The organism is Pseudomyxococcus flavus (assembly GCF_050038885.1).
GTDB classification, from domain to species: domain Bacteria; phylum Myxococcota; class Myxococcia; order Myxococcales; family Myxococcaceae; genus Myxococcus; species Myxococcus flavus.
Map to the genome: position 1 here is coordinate 9,165,422 of NZ_CP143624.1, position 15,108 is coordinate 9,180,529.

The 15,108-nt window shown below is 68.7% G+C and carries 16 protein-coding genes and 1 tRNA gene; 8 read left to right on the top strand and 9 right to left on the bottom strand.

The annotated features are described in order from the left end of the window. Positions 1–6: 6 nt before the first annotated feature. Both VZL07_RS37800 and VZL07_RS37805 read right to left on the bottom strand, forming a co-directional pair. Positions 7–1,314 carry a hypothetical protein gene (locus tag VZL07_RS37800; RefSeq protein WP_426752834.1) on the bottom strand — a complete coding sequence of 436 codons (1,308 nt, stop codon included), beginning with the start codon at positions 1,312–1,314 and terminating at the stop codon, positions 7–9. A gap of 5 nt (positions 1,315–1,319) precedes the next feature. Beyond that, positions 1,320–2,759: a radical SAM protein gene (locus VZL07_RS37805; protein WP_426752835.1), complete on the bottom strand. Its 1,440-nt coding sequence runs from the start codon at positions 2,757–2,759 to the stop codon at positions 1,320–1,322. A 927-nt stretch (positions 2,760–3,686) separates the two neighbouring features. Here VZL07_RS37805 and VZL07_RS37810 point away from each other — a divergent pair. Further along, positions 3,687–3,760 (top strand) — tRNA-Ile (locus VZL07_RS37810). 42 nt (positions 3,761–3,802) lie between these two features. On the opposite strand, the gene VZL07_RS37815 is transcribed toward VZL07_RS37810, so the two are convergent. The 3 genes from VZL07_RS37815 to VZL07_RS37825 all read right to left on the bottom strand — a co-directional run bounded on the left by VZL07_RS37815 (position 3,803) and on the right by VZL07_RS37825 (position 5,570). Beyond that, positions 3,803–4,237, bottom strand: coding sequence for a VOC family protein (locus tag VZL07_RS37815; RefSeq protein ID WP_426752836.1), 435 nt, complete (start codon positions 4,235–4,237; stop codon positions 3,803–3,805). Between the two features lie 111 nt (positions 4,238–4,348). Then, positions 4,349–4,879: a hypothetical protein gene (locus VZL07_RS37820; protein ID WP_426752837.1), complete on the bottom strand. Its 531-nt coding sequence runs from the start codon at positions 4,877–4,879 to the stop codon at positions 4,349–4,351. A 118-nt stretch (positions 4,880–4,997) separates the two neighbouring features. Beyond that, a complete protein-coding gene (locus VZL07_RS37825) occupies positions 4,998–5,570 on the bottom strand; it encodes a TMEM165/GDT1 family protein (protein ID WP_426752838.1) in 573 nt (190 codons plus the stop codon). Between the two features lie 378 nt (positions 5,571–5,948). On the opposite strand from VZL07_RS37825, the gene VZL07_RS37830 reads away from it, so the two are divergent. The 3 genes from VZL07_RS37830 to VZL07_RS37840 all read left to right on the top strand — a co-directional run bounded on the left by VZL07_RS37830 (position 5,949) and on the right by VZL07_RS37840 (position 6,944). Further along, positions 5,949–6,206 carry a ribbon-helix-helix domain-containing protein gene (locus VZL07_RS37830; protein ID WP_002639417.1) on the top strand — a complete coding sequence of 86 codons (258 nt, stop codon included), beginning with the start codon at positions 5,949–5,951 and terminating at the stop codon, positions 6,204–6,206. After that, positions 6,203–6,376, top strand: coding sequence for a hypothetical protein (locus VZL07_RS37835; protein WP_426752839.1), 174 nt, complete (start codon positions 6,203–6,205; stop codon positions 6,374–6,376). Before VZL07_RS37830 ends, VZL07_RS37835 begins: the two co-directional genes overlap by 4 nt. 85 nt (positions 6,377–6,461) lie before the next feature. Continuing rightward, entirely contained in the window at positions 6,462–6,944 is a 483-nt protein-coding gene (locus tag VZL07_RS37840; RefSeq protein ID WP_426752840.1) for a hypothetical protein, read from the top strand. 36 nt (positions 6,945–6,980) lie between these two features. Here VZL07_RS37840 and VZL07_RS37845 read toward each other — a convergent pair whose 3' ends face one another. Genes VZL07_RS37845 through VZL07_RS37855 form a run of 3 tightly spaced genes read right to left on the bottom strand, consistent with a single transcriptional unit; the run spans position 6,981 to position 9,003 of the window. After that, on the bottom strand, positions 6,981–8,048 hold the full coding sequence (locus VZL07_RS37845; RefSeq protein ID WP_426752841.1) for a lysylphosphatidylglycerol synthase transmembrane domain-containing protein: 1,068 nt from the start codon (positions 8,046–8,048) through the stop codon (positions 6,981–6,983). A 17-nt stretch (positions 8,049–8,065) separates the two neighbouring features. After that, the gene (locus tag VZL07_RS37850) at positions 8,066–8,797 is read right to left on the bottom strand and encodes a tyrosine-protein phosphatase (protein ID WP_426752843.1); all 732 of its coding nucleotides are present in this window, start codon (positions 8,795–8,797) and stop codon (positions 8,066–8,068) included. Next, positions 8,794–9,003 (bottom strand): DNA gyrase inhibitor YacG, encoded by a 210-nt coding sequence (locus VZL07_RS37855; RefSeq protein ID WP_426752844.1) that lies wholly within the window; start codon positions 9,001–9,003, stop codon positions 8,794–8,796. The genes VZL07_RS37850 and VZL07_RS37855 overlap by 4 nt, the downstream gene beginning before the upstream one ends. A gap of 82 nt (positions 9,004–9,085) precedes the next feature. On the opposite strand from VZL07_RS37855, the gene VZL07_RS37860 reads away from it, so the two are divergent. The 3 genes from VZL07_RS37860 to VZL07_RS37870 all read left to right on the top strand — a co-directional run bounded on the left by VZL07_RS37860 (position 9,086) and on the right by VZL07_RS37870 (position 12,494). Further along, positions 9,086–10,075, top strand: coding sequence for an NAD(P)H-quinone oxidoreductase (locus tag VZL07_RS37860; protein ID WP_426757457.1), 990 nt, complete (start codon positions 9,086–9,088; stop codon positions 10,073–10,075). A gap of 57 nt (positions 10,076–10,132) precedes the next feature. Beyond that, positions 10,133–11,170, top strand: coding sequence for an agmatinase (speB, locus tag VZL07_RS37865; RefSeq protein WP_426752845.1), 1,038 nt, complete (start codon positions 10,133–10,135; stop codon positions 11,168–11,170). Positions 11,171–11,582: 412 nt separating this feature from the next. Further along, entirely contained in the window at positions 11,583–12,494 is a 912-nt protein-coding gene (locus VZL07_RS37870) for a transglycosylase domain-containing protein (protein ID WP_426752846.1), read from the top strand. Positions 12,495–12,497: 3 nt separating this feature from the next. On the opposite strand, the gene VZL07_RS37875 is transcribed toward VZL07_RS37870, so the two are convergent. Further along, positions 12,498–13,493 (bottom strand): ATP-binding response regulator, encoded by a 996-nt coding sequence (locus VZL07_RS37875; RefSeq protein WP_426752847.1) that lies wholly within the window; start codon positions 13,491–13,493, stop codon positions 12,498–12,500. A 243-nt stretch (positions 13,494–13,736) separates the two neighbouring features. Here VZL07_RS37875 and VZL07_RS37880 point away from each other — a divergent pair, with 243 nt between their 5' ends. Further along, the gene (locus VZL07_RS37880; RefSeq protein ID WP_426752848.1) at positions 13,737–15,083 is read left to right on the top strand and encodes a trypsin-like peptidase domain-containing protein; all 1,347 of its coding nucleotides are present in this window, start codon (positions 13,737–13,739) and stop codon (positions 15,081–15,083) included. Positions 15,084–15,108: the final 25 nt, after the last annotated feature.

Here is a 15,108-nt window from a genome sequence, read left to right on the forward strand (position 1 = left end):
GAGGTTTCACCCGTGGCATCGAACTGCGTCTCGCGATGCGAGCTGGCAAATCAGGCTCCACATCCGAGCTCGCTCGTCGCTCGGGTGCCCGTCGAGCCATCGCAGGTCCACGCCCTGGCGCTCGTCCGCGAGGCGCGCCGCCAGATTCACAATGGTGGACGGAAATCTGTAGCAGCGCCCGGTCATGGCATCGGTCCAGACGATGTCGTTCGCGCCCGGGAGCTCGACGATTCGCCGCGTATCCATCGCCACCCTGCCGCCAGCCCTCAGGTGCTCGCTCAGGCTCGGTTCAACCTCCTCCACCGGGCGCGTGGTGGAGGGAGTCGGGAGCCGCCACTGGTGGAACAAGTCGCCGCCGCACCACTCGTCCGCATGCGTGAGCAGCGCTTCGCCCAGGAAGGTATAGGCGCCCTGCACTGCCTCTTCCACGAAGCGTTCCGCGTCCTCCCCACGCAGCGGCCCGCCCGGATCGTGGACCGGCCCCGTCGTGCATATCCGCAGGCCGTCGCGATTGTGGGAGACCACTGGGATGACCGGCGAGCCAAAGCGTGCCGCCATGGCGATCACCCCGTTCTTCACCCGGCACTTGCTCCCGAGGAGCGCTATCGTCGAGCGCCGCGCGTCGCCTCGTGCACCGTCGATCCCCGTGTTGCCGTCGATGGTCGACATGACCAGCTCGCCCCTGGCCAGCGCCTTGGCCAGACTGATCGATCCGGCGCGTGCCTCGACGTCGATGAAGCTGAAGGTTCTCCAGAGGGCCGCGTCGGGATTGCACGCTCGCGCAGTCTCATAGTCGTGGTACGAGTCGCTCGCGAGCGGCAGGTGCGTCGTGATCCCCGCATGCGCGAGATCGGAAGGGATATAGCGCATGTGGCCGAGGTGGAAGGACACGACCACCGCCCCCCGTCCGAGCTCGACCAGCGCGCGCGCCTGCTCCACGAGAGCGCCCGCCAGTTGCGGCGCGTCGGGCTCCGACGTCAGCCTCGGCAGGTAATGCTGGTGGTACTCCCACCCGCCGAGAATCTTGCTGATCGCGGCGGCACGCGCCGTTCGAGCGATCCTCTCCGGCGGCCAGTCATGGCCGAACAGTGACAGGAGGTTGAGACGGTAGGCACGCAACCCGAACGACAGAAGCTCGTCGTCACTCAGCGAATGGACCAGGTCGAATACCTCGCTCTTGCTCGCGTCGCGTAGGGCGAGCAGGCGCTGGACCTGCTCGACCTTGGCCGATGTGGTGCTTGCGGCGCTCCCGGAGACGGCTCCCTGTGTCATCGTGCTCGCGCTCTCTTCTTGGCGTTGGGTAACGTCGACCACTCTGGCTACTCGCGCCCCCCGATTCTCACTGGCGGCGCCGAAGCGGCGACGGCGCTACTCGTCCCGTCCTGTTTGGCCTTGAAGTAGTCGACCATCTCCCGCTTGGCGGTGAAGCGGATGCTCGGGCAAGGGCGCTGGCCATGGTCCATGCGTATCTGCGGACAGTGCACGCCCTGGCAGGCGGGCAGCATGTGGCAGCTCTGGCAGCCGGTATCCCGCTCGAAGGCGGGCTCGGTCCACAGGGCCATCTTGTCCGTGTTCAGGTCGAGCGTGCCGTCGGGCAGGAGCTTCCCGACGATGTTGCGATCCTTCTTGTTGAGGTCGATCGTGCACTTCATCAGGTCGCCGTGAGCGCCCACGATGAAGTTGTAGGGCCTGACCGCGTAGCAGACCTGCGTCCCCACGCCCACGCCGGGCCGCCACCCACTGGTGACGCGCAGCCCCAGCGACCGGGCTGCGGCCTTCAGCCGCATGTGCGTGGCGTGGGCTTCATCCTTGCCGCAGACGTCCAGATTGGCGTCGTTGTCGCCGCCCCACCGACCCACGGCGTGGAAGGACACGGTGAACCGGTCGTCGTTGCTGAACTTCTCCTGGAGCGAATGCAGGAACGCTTCCAGCCCGTCAGCGTTGGACTTGGCGAAGTTGACCCGAATGACGACCGAGAAATCGTCGTCGCGCTCGCTCAGTTTCACCAGGTTGTCGTAGATGGTCTGGTACGTGCCGCTGCCGTCGCGCCCTGGCCTGTGCTGATTGTGGTGCTCCGGAAGACCATCCAGGGTGATCTGGAAGTCGGTGATTCGCCATGAAAGGAGGCGCGCGGCCACGTCCTCCGTCAGCAGGTAGCCGTTCGTGGTCATGTGGCTGAAGTACTTCAGCCCTTCACGCTCGGCTGTCTCGGCGAAGAACGGCGCCAGGTCCTCAATGGCTTCCAGACCGTACAGCGGCTCGCCTCCAAACCAGTTGACGGTGAGCTCGCGCATGGTCCTGACGCGGCTTTCCACGAGCTTCTTGATGCTCGCACGCACGCCGGGGCGCATCGTGCCGCGCTTGAAATCCTCGTAGCAGTACGTGCATCGGAAGTTGCAATCCTCCGAGGCCAGCAGGATCAACTCGAGGATGTCGTTGCGGTGATTCTCCTGGCCGAATGCGTACTGGACACGGCGCAGCTCGTCGGCCTCCTTCGGTATCAGGTAGCCTCTCTTGGCCAGGTATCCGGTGATGCCGCCGCCGTCAGAAGAGACACCCTTCTGGCTGATGAGCTCCAGCACCGGCTCACGCTGCGCCGGGCGGAACGCGTTCAGCGAGCCCGTATACGTGTTCCACAGCAGCAGCCAGCCTTCGTCCGTGATTGCCTGGACATTGAAGCGCGAAGGCTTCCAGTGCCGTTGCGAGCGGGACGGCTTGGGCTGCGCGCTTGCGGACGGCTCATCGGCCGAGGCGCCCACAATCCGATCGAGAGGGGACTTCCAGAGAACGTCCTTACCCGTTGTCACGCGACCTCCCGGTCACTCGGATCTATACAGAGTTACCTACATTTCGTCTAAGTAGCACGTCTCCTTGTGAACCACAATAGGGCTTATTATCGCGAATACAGGTGCGCAGCCGCCATTCCATCCATCACGAATGCGGCGCATCGCTGTATTCGCGATGGATGGAATTGATGCCTCCGCTGTCGCTCTATCGAGGCAAGCCGGACCCTCGCGCAGTCATCGAGGACTCCACACGGCTCGCAGCATTGGCCAATCCGCTTGCGTTGGCGCAGTGCAACAAAGAAGGCGTATCAATTCGTGTGGAACGCGTCAGGCGATACAGCGAACTCCCGGGTGTAGCACTGCTGGAGGAGGGCAAATCCATTCCCCAGGTCGCCTGGGATTTGGACCTGAGCGAGTCAGCGCTGTGGTTGTCGGTGGAGACTCGCTGTGGGCCAGACGTTGTGGACCGTGCGGCTCAGCACCATTCAGCTCGACAGGCTCGGCCTCTACACGTGCCGCGTGAACGACGATGGAGCAACCTGCTCCCAAGTCCGGGCGAACCACCCGAGGGGACACACAGTCCGTCCTCGCCCACCCTCCCCCGTACGCCGGACGCCCACCGAAGGCCCAGGAGCGTCTCCGGAGCGTCGCTTCGCCCTCCCGAGGCGGCCATCCCGGAAACTCGCGATTATTGCGAAGAGGCAGCCCGCAATCGCCCTCTGTGGCGCTCCGCTCCAGGCCTCCCTCCGGCGCCCCCAGGCTCCGCCGCTGCGGGTGTGCCGAGCTGCCTGGGCGCCGCCTGGTCGGTTCGAGGGGGAAGAAGATCGCCCCATCTGGCGTTATCCCGTTTCGAAGTCCTTGCGGTGGGGCGTCCGTCCCGCTATACGGGGGTCACTTTGCGGCCAGGTAGCTCACCTGGTTAGAGCGGCGGTCTCATAATCCGCAGGTAGTCAGTTCAAGTCTGACCCTGGCCACTACCCCGGCGTCACTTCCGAGTGACACCGGGGTTTTTCTTTTCAATCGGCCGTTTGCAGCATCCACACGTGGCCGTCGGGGTCCTTGAACGTCCCCGAGTACCCCCAGGGCTTCTGGCCCGGCGCGGCCGCGATGTCGGCCCCGGCCTCCCGAGCCCTGGCGATGAGCGCGTCGATCTGGGCCTCCGTCTCCAGGGACAGGCTCAGGATGCACTCCGAGACGCCCTGCTCCGCCACCCGGTTGCCGCCCGCCACCCAGCCGAACCCACCGGTGGGGATGAGCATCAGGCTGACGCCCGCGTTGAGCGAGAAGTGGACGGGCTCGGGCATCGCGTCGCCCTCAAGCTCGGCGACGAGGCGGAAGCCAAGGCCCTCTCGGTAGAAATGAAAGGCCCGCTCGAGGTCCCGCGTCGGAAGACTGACGATGACGTGGGGACTGCGCGGTGCCGGGTCCTGCTGGGAAGGGTGCGCTGCCATAACGGCCTCCAGGGAATGGGGTGCTGGGAGCTAGACGCCCATTCGCACCTGGAATCATCGGTCTCCCCGACAGAAGGCCGGGGCGCGACGCCACCCCGGCCCCTCTACGGACTACTGGCAGTCGCTCAGCGGGAAGACGTAGTCGCGGCGCGGCGTCTGGCCCGGATCCTGGTTGATGGCCGCGACGCTCAGCTCGCTGTAGTTCACCGTCTGGCTGCTGCCGATGACCATCTGCGTCTTCTGGACGCGCGTGGTGGACAGCACCACCTTGCCCGTCGTGCCGGTCGGCTCGATGCGGAAGCAGTTCATGATGCGCGGGTCCACCGTGGACTTGCGGCACTGCGTGTACTGCCCCAGCACCTCACGCTTCGTGTACGTGCAGCGGCAATCCCAGGGGTCGTACTCCTCGGAGACGTACGCGGCCTCGAAGCCGGTCTCCGTCTGGACGACCTCCAGGTGCGTGCCGCCCTGGAACTCGTCACAGCGCAGCAGCACATCGCCCACGGCGCCCTGCTTCACCTCGGCCATCTCGGGAACCACCTCGGTGGTGGCCATCGGGTCCTGCGGCTGGGCACCGTCGCAGCCCGCGCCCAGGAGAGCGCTCATCAGAATCATCGCGGAGAAACGAATGGGGGAACGCATTCCAGCTCCTGAAGAAAGGTCCGGGTCATCCCGGACCTCCCGCATGGGAGCTTTTTCCGAGCTGGATCGCAATGCACTTCTCTGTCACTTCCCCCGCTCGCACTGCGCGTCCCAGTCACTACGGCATCCTGAGCGCCGTCCACAGCGACACCCCACCGAAAATGAAGAAGAGGCTGGCGGCGGCCCACCGTACCCAGCTCATCTGCACGCGCCCCGCGAGCCGGTCTCCCAGGAACACGGCCAGGCCGTCCGACAGCATCATCCCGGCGGTGGTGCCGAGCGTCACCGTCACCGCCGCCTGGTAGCGCGCGGCCACGGCCATGGTGGCGAGCTGCGTCTTGTCCCCCATCTCCGCGAGGAAGAAGAGGACCACCGTGGTGAGGAAGGCCCCGAAGCGCGGCGCCTTGCCGCCGTCCTCGTCCAGCGTGTCCGGCTTGAGCGTCCACAGGCCGAAGCCGATGAACAGCGCCGCCAGCAGCAGCGCCATCCACTTCGCCGGGACGTGCGCCGACACCCAACTGCCCACGCTGGACGCCAGCGCGTGATTGGCCACTGTGGCGACGAAGATTCCCGCCAGCACATGCCACGGCTTGCGGAAGCGCGTGGCCAGGGAGAACGCGAGCAACTGCGTCTTGTCCCCCATCTCACTGGCGGCGACCAACACGAACGAACCCACGAACGCTTCCAGCATGACCACCCCTCGCACTGATGCGGCCGGGGTTCTGACTCGTGGAAGCGCCAGGGAAGCACGCGCACGACGGACCTCGGCCAGGAAGAGAAAGACAATCCCTGTCCGAAGGTCTCGTTCGTCTCGCGAACATCACGAGGTGGGGGCCCGGGCTGTCTCCAGCCAGTGTGTCGAGCGCCCCGCCGCCAGCGCCGCTGGCGTGAACTACTCCCCTAAGGTGCCTCGCGAAGTAGCAGCGGCCCCACGTGGTGTCAACGGCAGGCGCGGCTCACCGGATGGGCCCGGTCCCCGGCGCATTTTTTGACGGAGTGCCCGTCCGCCCGCCTAATGCCGGGCACAGGCAGGTAGCGGCCTGTAGCAGCCACGCCCGGAGGAAGTCCGATGCAGGATGGAAGCGCCAGTCCCCTGAGCCCCGAGGCTCCGTCGTCCCCGGCGGCCACGGAAGTGTCTGTCGACGTCCGTGGCCCGGACGCCGATATCGTCTCCACCCACGTCCTGGTCCCCGAGGAGCAGGTCCAGAAGCTGCGCGAGCTGGCGCGGCGGACCCGCATCCACCAGAGCGAGTACCTCCGCGAGGCGGTGGATGACCTGCTCGGCAAGTACGGCCGCGGCACGCCCAAGGAGGAAGGCCAGTCATGAGGGCAGCCGCCGTCGCGTCCCGCGCGTCCCTCCCCCGCACGCGCGAGCTGATGCCCGCTTCGATGCTGCGCGACGCCGACGCGGCTCGTTCGCCTCGCACCCGCCTGGACGCCGAGCGACCGGCCTCGATTCGCGAGGCCATCATCCGCTGGCTGGACCAGGAGCTCTGAGACAGGGCGTCCGGCCCCTCCATGGAGGCCGGACGCGACACCGGGGTAGGCTGCGGGCTCCCTTTTCGGAGGAGTCCCACACCCCATGCGTCTCCCGATTCTCAGCGCCGCACTGGCGCTTGTCTTCACCGGCTGTGCCACGTCCAGCTTCGAGAAGCTCTACCCGGGCATGTCCTCCCATCAGGTCGTGGAGGTCATGGGCTCGGGCCCCACGCGCGCGCAGGAGTTCCCCGACAACTCCACCGCCTGGTACTACGGCGAGGACCGCTGCGTGCTGATGCGCGACGACAAGCTCGTCGCCAAGGCGACGTCCGAAGACACCACCACCATCAACACGCCCGTGGTCTCCGTGCGCGACACCTCGAAGGCGCTGTGCGCCCCCGAAGGCTACGCGACCCAGGAGAAGCGCGAGCAGACCATCGAAACGCCGTTCGGGAACGTCAAGGGCAACATCGACCCGAAGGCCGCCATGGAGAAGGTGAAGGACGTCATCACAGGCAAGCGCGGCGACACCGAGCCCGCCGCCGCGCCCACCGAGGGCGAACAGGCGGCCTCTCCCACGCCGTAGCGCTCTGGACGCCCGGGGCCAGCCATGGCCCCTCGCTCAGGCGGAAGGCGCCGCCGCCTCGCCGTCCTTGTCATCCAGCTTGCCGGCGATGTCCTTGAACGACAGGTGCCCCATGGACAGCAGGACGAGGCCCAGGCCCACCTGCTGTACCGTCTGGCACAGCCACATGACGTTGGCGTAGGCCAGCCCGCTGGCATTCACCGCCGCCGCGGGCAGGAAGAGACTCAGGCCCACCTTCGTCGCCGCCTGGAAGGTGCCCATCATTCCGGGCGCCGCGGGAATCATCAGCCCCACCACCAGCACGCCCAGCACGACGTAGGCCTGGAAGAGCGACAGGTGCATGGGCTCGCACACCGTGCCAGGCGCCGCGCCCGAGCAGTCGAACGCATTGGCGAGCACGGCCATGCCCGCGCCATTCACGCCCCAGTACAGCGCCGTGTACAGGAAGAAGAGCGCGACCTGCCGCCCCTTCGGGAGCTGCCGCATGGCGCCCACGAAGGTGTCGACGATGTCCGCCACCTTGTCCGCCACGGGCGGCGCGAGCCGGCCCACCGTGGCCCGCACGAGCCGCACGGTGCGCTGCTGCTGCCACAGGCCGAAGAGCAGGAACGCCAGGCCGCCGCCGAACACGGCGAACATCAGCCACGAGCCCAGCTTGACGTAGCGAATCTCCGGCGTCTCCGTGGGGACGAAGAAGAGGAGCACCCGCAGCATCGCCGCCACGGCGAGGCCGTCCACGATGCGCTCCAGCACCACCGACGTCATGGCCGCGCTGCGGCGGATGCCGCTGCGCTGGGCGATGAGGAAGGGCCGGGCGAACTCCCCCAACCGGAAGGGCAGCACCAGCAACATCATGAAGCCGATGCCGGATGCCTCGTTCAGCTTGCGGAACGGCACGTGCTCCAGCCCCGACAGCAGGCAGCCCCAGCGCAGCGTGCGGAACACGTGGATGGCCAGGAGGCAGCCGAAGTACGGCACCAGCCACGCGTAGTTCGCCGACCGCAAGCTGGCCAGCTGGGTGGCCCAGTCCGTGTCCCGGAAGGCCCACCACATGAAGAGGAAGGTGACCAGGAGGCTGGCCAGGAGTTTGACGGCGCGTTTCACGACGGCCGGGTATACCGTCAGTCCGAGTCGGACTCCAGTGACTCACCGGCCAGCAGACAGGCGGGATTGTCCCTCATGAGACGCGTGAAGGCTGCGTCCCCTGCCCTGCTCCGCAGCTCTGCCAGTGAGCGCCCGACCCAGTCCCGGGCCCCCACCGGCCCGTGCAGGTCCGTGGCCCCCACCGCGTAGAGCCCGTCCTCCAGGAACGCACGCGACAGCTTCTTGGGCGTGCCCCCATAGCGCCCGATGAGCGCTCCGATATCCAGTTGCAACAGTGCCCCGGCTCGCACGGCCTCCGCGGCGCGCCCCTTGCGCTCGAACTCCAGGCACCGCTCGGGGTGCGCCAGCAGCGGCACCACGCCCTTGGTGCGGATGCGGAAGAGGATGTCCGGCAGCGCCGGCACGGGAGCGGTGTAGGGCAGCTCGACGAGCACGTAGCGGCCCGAGCCCAGCATCCGCGCCTGGGGCGTGTTGAGGCCGCGGAGGAAGGCGTCGTCGAGCACGTTCTCCGCGTTGCGGCCCAGCTTCAGGGGAATGCGCTCGCGCTCCAGCGCCTCCGCCAGCTCCGCGCGGCGGGCGTCCACGATGTCCACCGGCGCGTACTCGGGCCGCGCATGGGGACTGGGGGCGACGGTGGCGAAGCCGAGGTCAACCAATGCACGCGCCATCTCCAGCGCGTCCTCCAGGGTGCGAGCCCCGTCGTCCACGCCCGGCAGGAGATGACAGTGCAGGTCGACGAAGCCGCTCACGCGTCGCCGTACTGCCGGTCCGGGTGGCTGTCAGCAGGCAGCTCGTCTTCCCGCTCATCCGCCTGCCGGTCGGGCACGCGGTACTCCTCGCCGAGCCACCGGCCGAGGTCCACGGCGCGGCAGCGCTTGGAACAGAACGGGAACGCGGTGTTCGTGCCCCGTGGGGCAACGGGCTTCTGACAGATGGGACACGTCGAGGTGCTCATGGTGGTCGGTGTTCTAGATAAGCGTTGACGTTCTCGCGAGCCAGGATGTTTCGTGCGCACCCTTCCACTGGAGGTCCGTGCCATGAAGGTCCTGCGCATCACCCGTCCAGGTGGCCCCGAGGTGCTCGCCGAGGAGGAGCGGCCCGACCCCGTGCCGGGTCCAGGGGAGATCCTGGTCCGGGTCCGGGCCTCCGCGCTCAACCGCGCGGACCTTCTGCAGCTTCGTGGTCATTACCCTGCCCCGCCGGACGTGGCGCCGGACATTCCCGGCCTGGAGTACGCGGGCGAGGTGGTGGCCGTGGGCCCGCGCGCACGGCGCTTCCAACCTGGCGACCGGGTGATGGGCCTGGTGGGCGGAGGCGCCTGGTCGGAGTTGCTCGTCACGCACGAGCGCGAGGCCCTCCCGCTCCCCGAGGGCATGGACTTCACGGACGCGGCGGCCATTCCGGAGGCGTACCTCACCGCCTTCGACGCGCTGGTCCTCCAGGGCGAGCTCATGCCTGGGGAGACGGTGCTCGTCCACGCGGTCGCCAGTGGCGTGGGCTCCGCGGCGGCGCTCATCTGCCAGGCCCTGGGGGCTCGTGTGGTGGGCACGGGCCGCAGCGCGACGAAGCTGGCGCGCGCGGCGGACTGGGGTGTCGCGCGCACCGTGCTGTGCGACACGAAGCCGCCTCGCTTCGCCGACGCGGTGCGCGAGGAGACCGGCGGCAGGGGCGCGGACCTGTGCCTGGACCTGGTGGGTGGCAGCTACGTCCCCGAGACGCTCAGCGCCCTGGCTCCACGCGGGCGGCTGATGCTGGTGGGGCTGGTGGCGGGCTCGGCGGCGGAGGTGAACCTGGGCGCGGTGCTGACGAAGCGCCTGCGCGTCACGGGCACCGTGCTGCGCAGCCGCCCGCTCGAGGAGAAGATTGCGCTGGCGCAGCGCGCGGAGCGCCACCTGCTGCCGCTGTTCAAGTCGGGCGCGCTGCGCCCCGTCATCGACGCGGTGGTGCCGCGCGCCGACATCCGGCAGGCGCTGGAGCGCATGGCGGACAACGACTCGGTGGGCAAGCTGGTGGTGCGGTGGGACTGAGCAGCCCCCGCCAATAGAACGTTGCGCCCATACCGGGCGCCCTTATCCTGCGCCGCCATGGCAACCCACTTCGACCCCAGCGCCGCCGCCCAGCCGGACTCCGGCGTGTTCGGCCTTCCCCACACTCCGGAAGAGGCCCACGTCGTCCTCATCCCCGTGCCCTTCGAAGCCACCACCAGCTATGGCGGTGGAACCTCCGATGGCCCGGCCGCCGTCCTGGAGGCCAGCCGGCAGGTCGACCTCTTCGACGTCGAGACGGGCCGCCCCTACGAGCGCGGCATCGCCATGCTCCCCGAGTCCCAGGAGCTGCGCGACTGGAACGCCCGCGCCAAGGAACGCGCCCAGGTCGTCATCGAGGCGGGGGGTATCCACTCCGGTGACGCCGCGCTGCTCCAGGCCGCCCAGGACGTGAACGGCCTCTGCGACCAGATGAACGAGCTCGTCTACCGCACCGCGAAGCACTGGCTGGACCAGGGCAAGCGCGTCGCCGCGGTCGGTGGAGACCACTCCATCTCCTACGGCATCATCCGCGCGCACGCGGAGAAGTACCCGGGCATGGGCGTGTTGCACCTGGATGCGCACGCGGACCTGCGCGTGGCCTACGAGGGCTTCACCTGGTCCCACGCCTCCATCATGTACAACGTCGCTGAGCGCATCCCCGGCGTGAAGACGCTGGTGCAGGTGGGGCTGCGCGACATGAGCGCCGAGGAGCACCAGTACATCGCGGACTCGAAGGGCCGCGTGCACGGCTTCTTCGACGCCGACCTCCAGAACAAGCGCTTCGACGGCGTGCCCTGGAACCGGCAGGTGGCGGACATGGTCGCCCTGCTGCCCCAGCAGGTCTACCTGTCCTTCGACATCGACGGGCTGGACCCTGTGCTCTGCCCCCATACGGGCACGCCCGTCCCCGGTGGCCTGTCCTTCCCCGAGGCGGTGGCCCTCATCGCCGGCGTGGTCCGCTCCGGCCGCACCATCGTGGGCTTCGACCTCACCGAAGTGGCCCCCGCCCCCGACGGCGGTGAGTGGGACGGTAACGTCGGCGCCCGTCTGCTCTACAAGATGATTGGCTGGATGCTGAAGTCGCAGCAGGCCTGACGTCTCGTCGCGCCCAGCACCACGGCGCCGCCATGGCGAGCTGTGCCGCCGCCAGTTTCCAGTGGCGGCCTGTCGCGCCGCTCGGCGCGCCTCACGGGTGCTGGGGCAGTGGCCGCGGAGCCCCCCTCTTCTGGTGACACGGAAGCCGGAAGCTGCTCCTGCGTCGCGCGCATCGCGGCCCCGTCGGAGCGGGCGCCTCCCTCCGAAGCCACCTTCTATCGGCGTGGACTGAAGCGCATGCAGGCGCACTTCCACGCGGAAGAGCGCGTACAGTCATTGGCGAACGCCATCGAAAGGCACCTCCCCCGCGCCTGGACCTCCGCGGAGCGCGCGCAACGCCATGACTCGCCGGCCCCTTTCTTCTGATAGCTCCACGGCCGTGCGGCGCGTGTTCAGGAGATGCACCTGGCTCTTGGGCGGTGCGCTGGCCGTCGGGCTCGTGGGAACGGGCGTGCTCGTTGCCATCGCCTTCGCGGAATGCCCCCGAACCGAGCACCTCGCTCGCGAGACGCCTCCACGCACGAGCTACATGCGACGGGCCATCGCCGACGGGCGGCTGGACGAGGGCTATGCACTCCAATGGACCGCCGCCGATGCGCTCCCGGCCCGGGTGCTGTGTGCCGTCATGATGGCCGAGGACCCCCTCTTCTTCCGGCATCAGGGCTTCAACTACTCACTGATGCTGACCGCGGTGGTGGCCCGGCTGGTCGGCGACACCGTCGGCAGCAGCACCCTGTCCCAGCAACTGGCGCGAAACCTCTTCCTGGGCCCGGAGCAGACCGTCCCCCGCAAGCTGCGAGAAGCCGTCATCGCGCACCGATTGGAGAAGACGCTCGGCAAGCGCCGCATCCTCGAGCTGTACGTGAACCTGGTCGAGTGGGGCCCAGGCGTCTGGGGCATCACCCATGCCAGCCAGCACTACTGGCGCAAGCGGCCCGATGAGCTCACCGTCTTCGAAGCCGTCTTCTTGGCCTCGCTGTTGCCCGCGCCTTCTCGTCCACTGGCCGGCGCCAACCTGGAGCGGTCCGCCGTCAGCCAGCGCATCGTGCTCGATGTCCTCTACAGCGCCACCGTCATCGACGCCGATGAATGGCGCCTGTCCCTCCAGCGCCTGGAGGCGACCTATCGCGCCCTGCAGGCGGGCCTTCCTGTCGACAAGGCACTCTCGCTGCCCCTGGCGGAAGCCCTGGCGCTCCCGGCCGGACGCGCCTTGCCGGTCGGTGCCCTGTCACCGCGCGAGCCCCGTCCGCTCCTGTCAGAGGGGCGCCTGCTCGATGAGCAGTGTGGGCTCGCCCATGCCGAGGCGCACTTCGGCCCCTTCTGAGCGTCAGGCGCTTCGCGGCAGCGTCAGGCTGAACGTGGCGCCCTGCCCTGGCTGGGACTCGACGGACAGCGTGCCGCCGTGGAGGCGCGCCACCTCCGAGGCCACATACAGCTCCAGGCCCGCCGCCCCCACCGCGTCCGACGGGAAGGGCTTGAAGAGCTGGGCCACCGCCTCCGCGGGCAACCCGGGCCCCGAATCCCGCACGTGCACGGTGACGTGCTCGCGCGCAGGCTCGAGCCGGACCACCGCGCTGCCGTGCTTCACCGCGTTCGCCAGCAGCACGTCGAACACGCGCCGGAGGCGCGGTGGGTCGACAGGCAGGAGCACCGGCTCGGGCGGGAGCTCCAGGGCGACACGCGCGCCGTGCGCGGCCACGGCCTCGCGCAGGTGCTGCGCCATGTCCGTGTCGGCTCGCTCGAGCGTCGCCGCTCCCGACGAAAGCCATGCCAGCTCCCTCAGGTTGCGGCTCATGGACTCCATGGACTGGAGCTGGACCTCCAGCGTCTCCAGCGCGGCCCGGTCCACCTCGGGCGCGCGCTCCAGCCGGCGGAGCTGCTCGCGCGCCGTATCGAGCGGCCCCTGGAGCGTCCTTGCCACCCATTGGCCCAGCGCGCCCACGGGCGACGCCTCGGCCGCGGCCCGGGGCTCCGGCGCTGAGGCCAGGGACTGGCGGATGATCGACTCGAAGTCGGTGATTTCGAAGGGCTTGTGGAGGAACGCGAAGGCTTCTGGCGCCCCGTGGGGGAGCACCGCGCTCAGGAGGATGACGGGCACGTCCTTGAGCTGCGCCTCCTGCTTCATCCGGCGGCACAGGTCCACGCCGCTCAGCCGGGGCATCATGTGGTCCGTCACCACGAGCTGGGGCCGCCGGACGCGCGCCAGGCCGAGCGCCTCCTCACCGTCCCTGGCCCTCAGTACGTCGTGGCCCAGGTCCTCCACCACCTGACTGAGGACCTCCAACACCGCCGGCTCATCGTCCGCGACCAGGACGAGACTCATGCTCCGACTCCCTCGACTCGACACGCACCAACTGGCTGCGCGCCGCCAGGATAACAATCCGCTCGGAGGTGTACCGGTCCGCGCGGAGCCCCTGCATCCCGGAGATGCATTCGTTCACGGATGACCGGAGTGGTTTATGAAGAGTGAGACACCGCATCCAGGGGGCCCCGGGTAGGCTGCGGCCTTCCCGACAGTTACTTTGTCGTTCGCCCGACAGTCCCTGGCCGTGCACGGAGGGTTTGAATGAAGCACGCAGTCATGAGGTGGAGCCTGGTGGCCGTTGCCCTGCTGACCTCGGGCACGGCGAGCGCGGACCTCGCGCGGCGGCGCGATGCCATCGTCGAGGTCGTGCAGAAGGTCTCCCCGGCCGTCGTCTACATCGGCACCGAGCAGGAGGTGGAGTCGCGCTTCCGCGGCCGGCGCTCCCCCCTGGAGGAGTTCTTCGGTGGGCTGGGCGCGGAGCCGGAGCGGCAGAAAATCTCCGGCCTGGGCAGCGGCGCCATCATCGACCCGGCGGGCATCATCGTCACCAACGACCACGTCATCCGTGGCGCCTCCGCCATCCACGTCATCCTCGCGGATGGCCGCTCGTTCGACGCGGAGGTCATCGGCAGCGACGCCGCGAACGACCTGGCCGTGCTGAAGGTCAACGCGAAGGAGCCCCTGCCCATCGCGAAGCTGGGCACCAGCGCCGACTTGATGATTGGCGAGACGGTGATTGCCATTGGAAGCCCCTTTGGCCTCAGCAAGACCGTCACCGCGGGCGTGGTCTCCGCCGTGGGCCGCACCTTCCGCGCCGACAACCGCGTCTACAACGACTTCGTCCAGACGGACGCGGCCATCAACCCGGGCAACTCGGGCGGTCCCCTGCTCAACGTGGACGGTGAAATCATCGGCATCAACACCGCCATCTTCGGCGGGGGCGCGCAGGGCATCGGCTTCGCGATTCCCGCCGACAAGGTGCGCCGCATCGTCGACGAGCTGACCCGCTTCGGGAAGGTGCGCCCCGCGTGGGTGGGCATCGATACGGCCGACCTTCCTCCGCGCATCGCGCGGCAGCTCGGATGGGACCGCGCCTACGGCGCCCTCGTGACGGCGGTGGAGGCGGGGAGCCCCGCGGCCGAGGCAGGCGTGAAGCGCGGTGACGTGGTGGCGGAGCTGGGCGGCTCGCGCATCCAGGACGCCGAGGACTTCGACACCCGCGTTCGCGGCTACCCCGCCCGCTCCGCCTTCCCGCTGGTGCTCTTCCGCGACGGCGGCCTTCGCACCGTGCAGGTGACCCCGGTGGAGTTCCCCGCTCGCATGGTCGAGGGGCTGGCGTGGGACCGGCTGGGACTCCGCGTGAAAGAGGTGCGCGGCGTGCTGGCGGTGGCGAGCGTGCGTCCGGGCTCGGTGGCGGCGGACATCGGGCTGGAGCCGGGAGACATCATCCTCCGGGTGAACAATCAGCCCGTGGCGACGAACGACGCCTTCCGCGAGGCGCTGCTCACCGCGCGACGAGGACGTAGCGTGCTGTTGCTCGTGCGGCGCGGTCGCTACGGCTACCACGTGACGCTGCCCTTCGAGCAGGAGGCGGGCTACCGGCTCTAGCCGCTGTCTCAGGGCTGAGGCCTCC

Excerpts from the sequence above, each read along its gene's own strand:
- VZL07_RS37815 (WP_426752836.1), bottom strand. The coding sequence starts at position 4,237 with ATGGCAGCGCACCCTTCCCAGCAGGACCCGGCACCGCGCAGTCCCCAC.
- VZL07_RS37820 (WP_426752837.1), bottom strand. The coding sequence starts at position 4,879 with ATGCGTTCCCCCATTCGTTTCTCCGCGATGATTCTGATGAGCGCTCTC.
- VZL07_RS37825 (WP_426752838.1), bottom strand. The coding sequence starts at position 5,570 with ATGCTGGAAGCGTTCGTGGGTTCGTTCGTGTTGGTCGCCGCCAGTGAG.
- VZL07_RS37830 (WP_002639417.1), top strand. The coding sequence starts at position 5,949 with ATGCAGGATGGAAGCGCCAGTCCCCTGAGCCCCGAGGCTCCGTCGTCC.
- VZL07_RS37835 (WP_426752839.1), top strand. The coding sequence starts at position 6,203 with ATGAGGGCAGCCGCCGTCGCGTCCCGCGCGTCCCTCCCCCGCACGCGC.
- VZL07_RS37840 (WP_426752840.1), top strand. The coding sequence starts at position 6,462 with ATGCGTCTCCCGATTCTCAGCGCCGCACTGGCGCTTGTCTTCACCGGC.
- VZL07_RS37855 (WP_426752844.1), bottom strand. The coding sequence starts at position 9,003 with ATGAGCACCTCGACGTGTCCCATCTGTCAGAAGCCCGTTGCCCCACGG.
- VZL07_RS37860 (WP_426757457.1), top strand. The coding sequence starts at position 9,086 with ATGAAGGTCCTGCGCATCACCCGTCCAGGTGGCCCCGAGGTGCTCGCC.
- speB (WP_426752845.1), top strand. The coding sequence starts at position 10,133 with ATGGCAACCCACTTCGACCCCAGCGCCGCCGCCCAGCCGGACTCCGGC.
- VZL07_RS37875 (WP_426752847.1), bottom strand. The coding sequence starts at position 13,493 with ATGAGTCTCGTCCTGGTCGCGGACGATGAGCCGGCGGTGTTGGAGGTC.
- VZL07_RS37880 (WP_426752848.1), top strand. The coding sequence starts at position 13,737 with ATGAAGCACGCAGTCATGAGGTGGAGCCTGGTGGCCGTTGCCCTGCTG.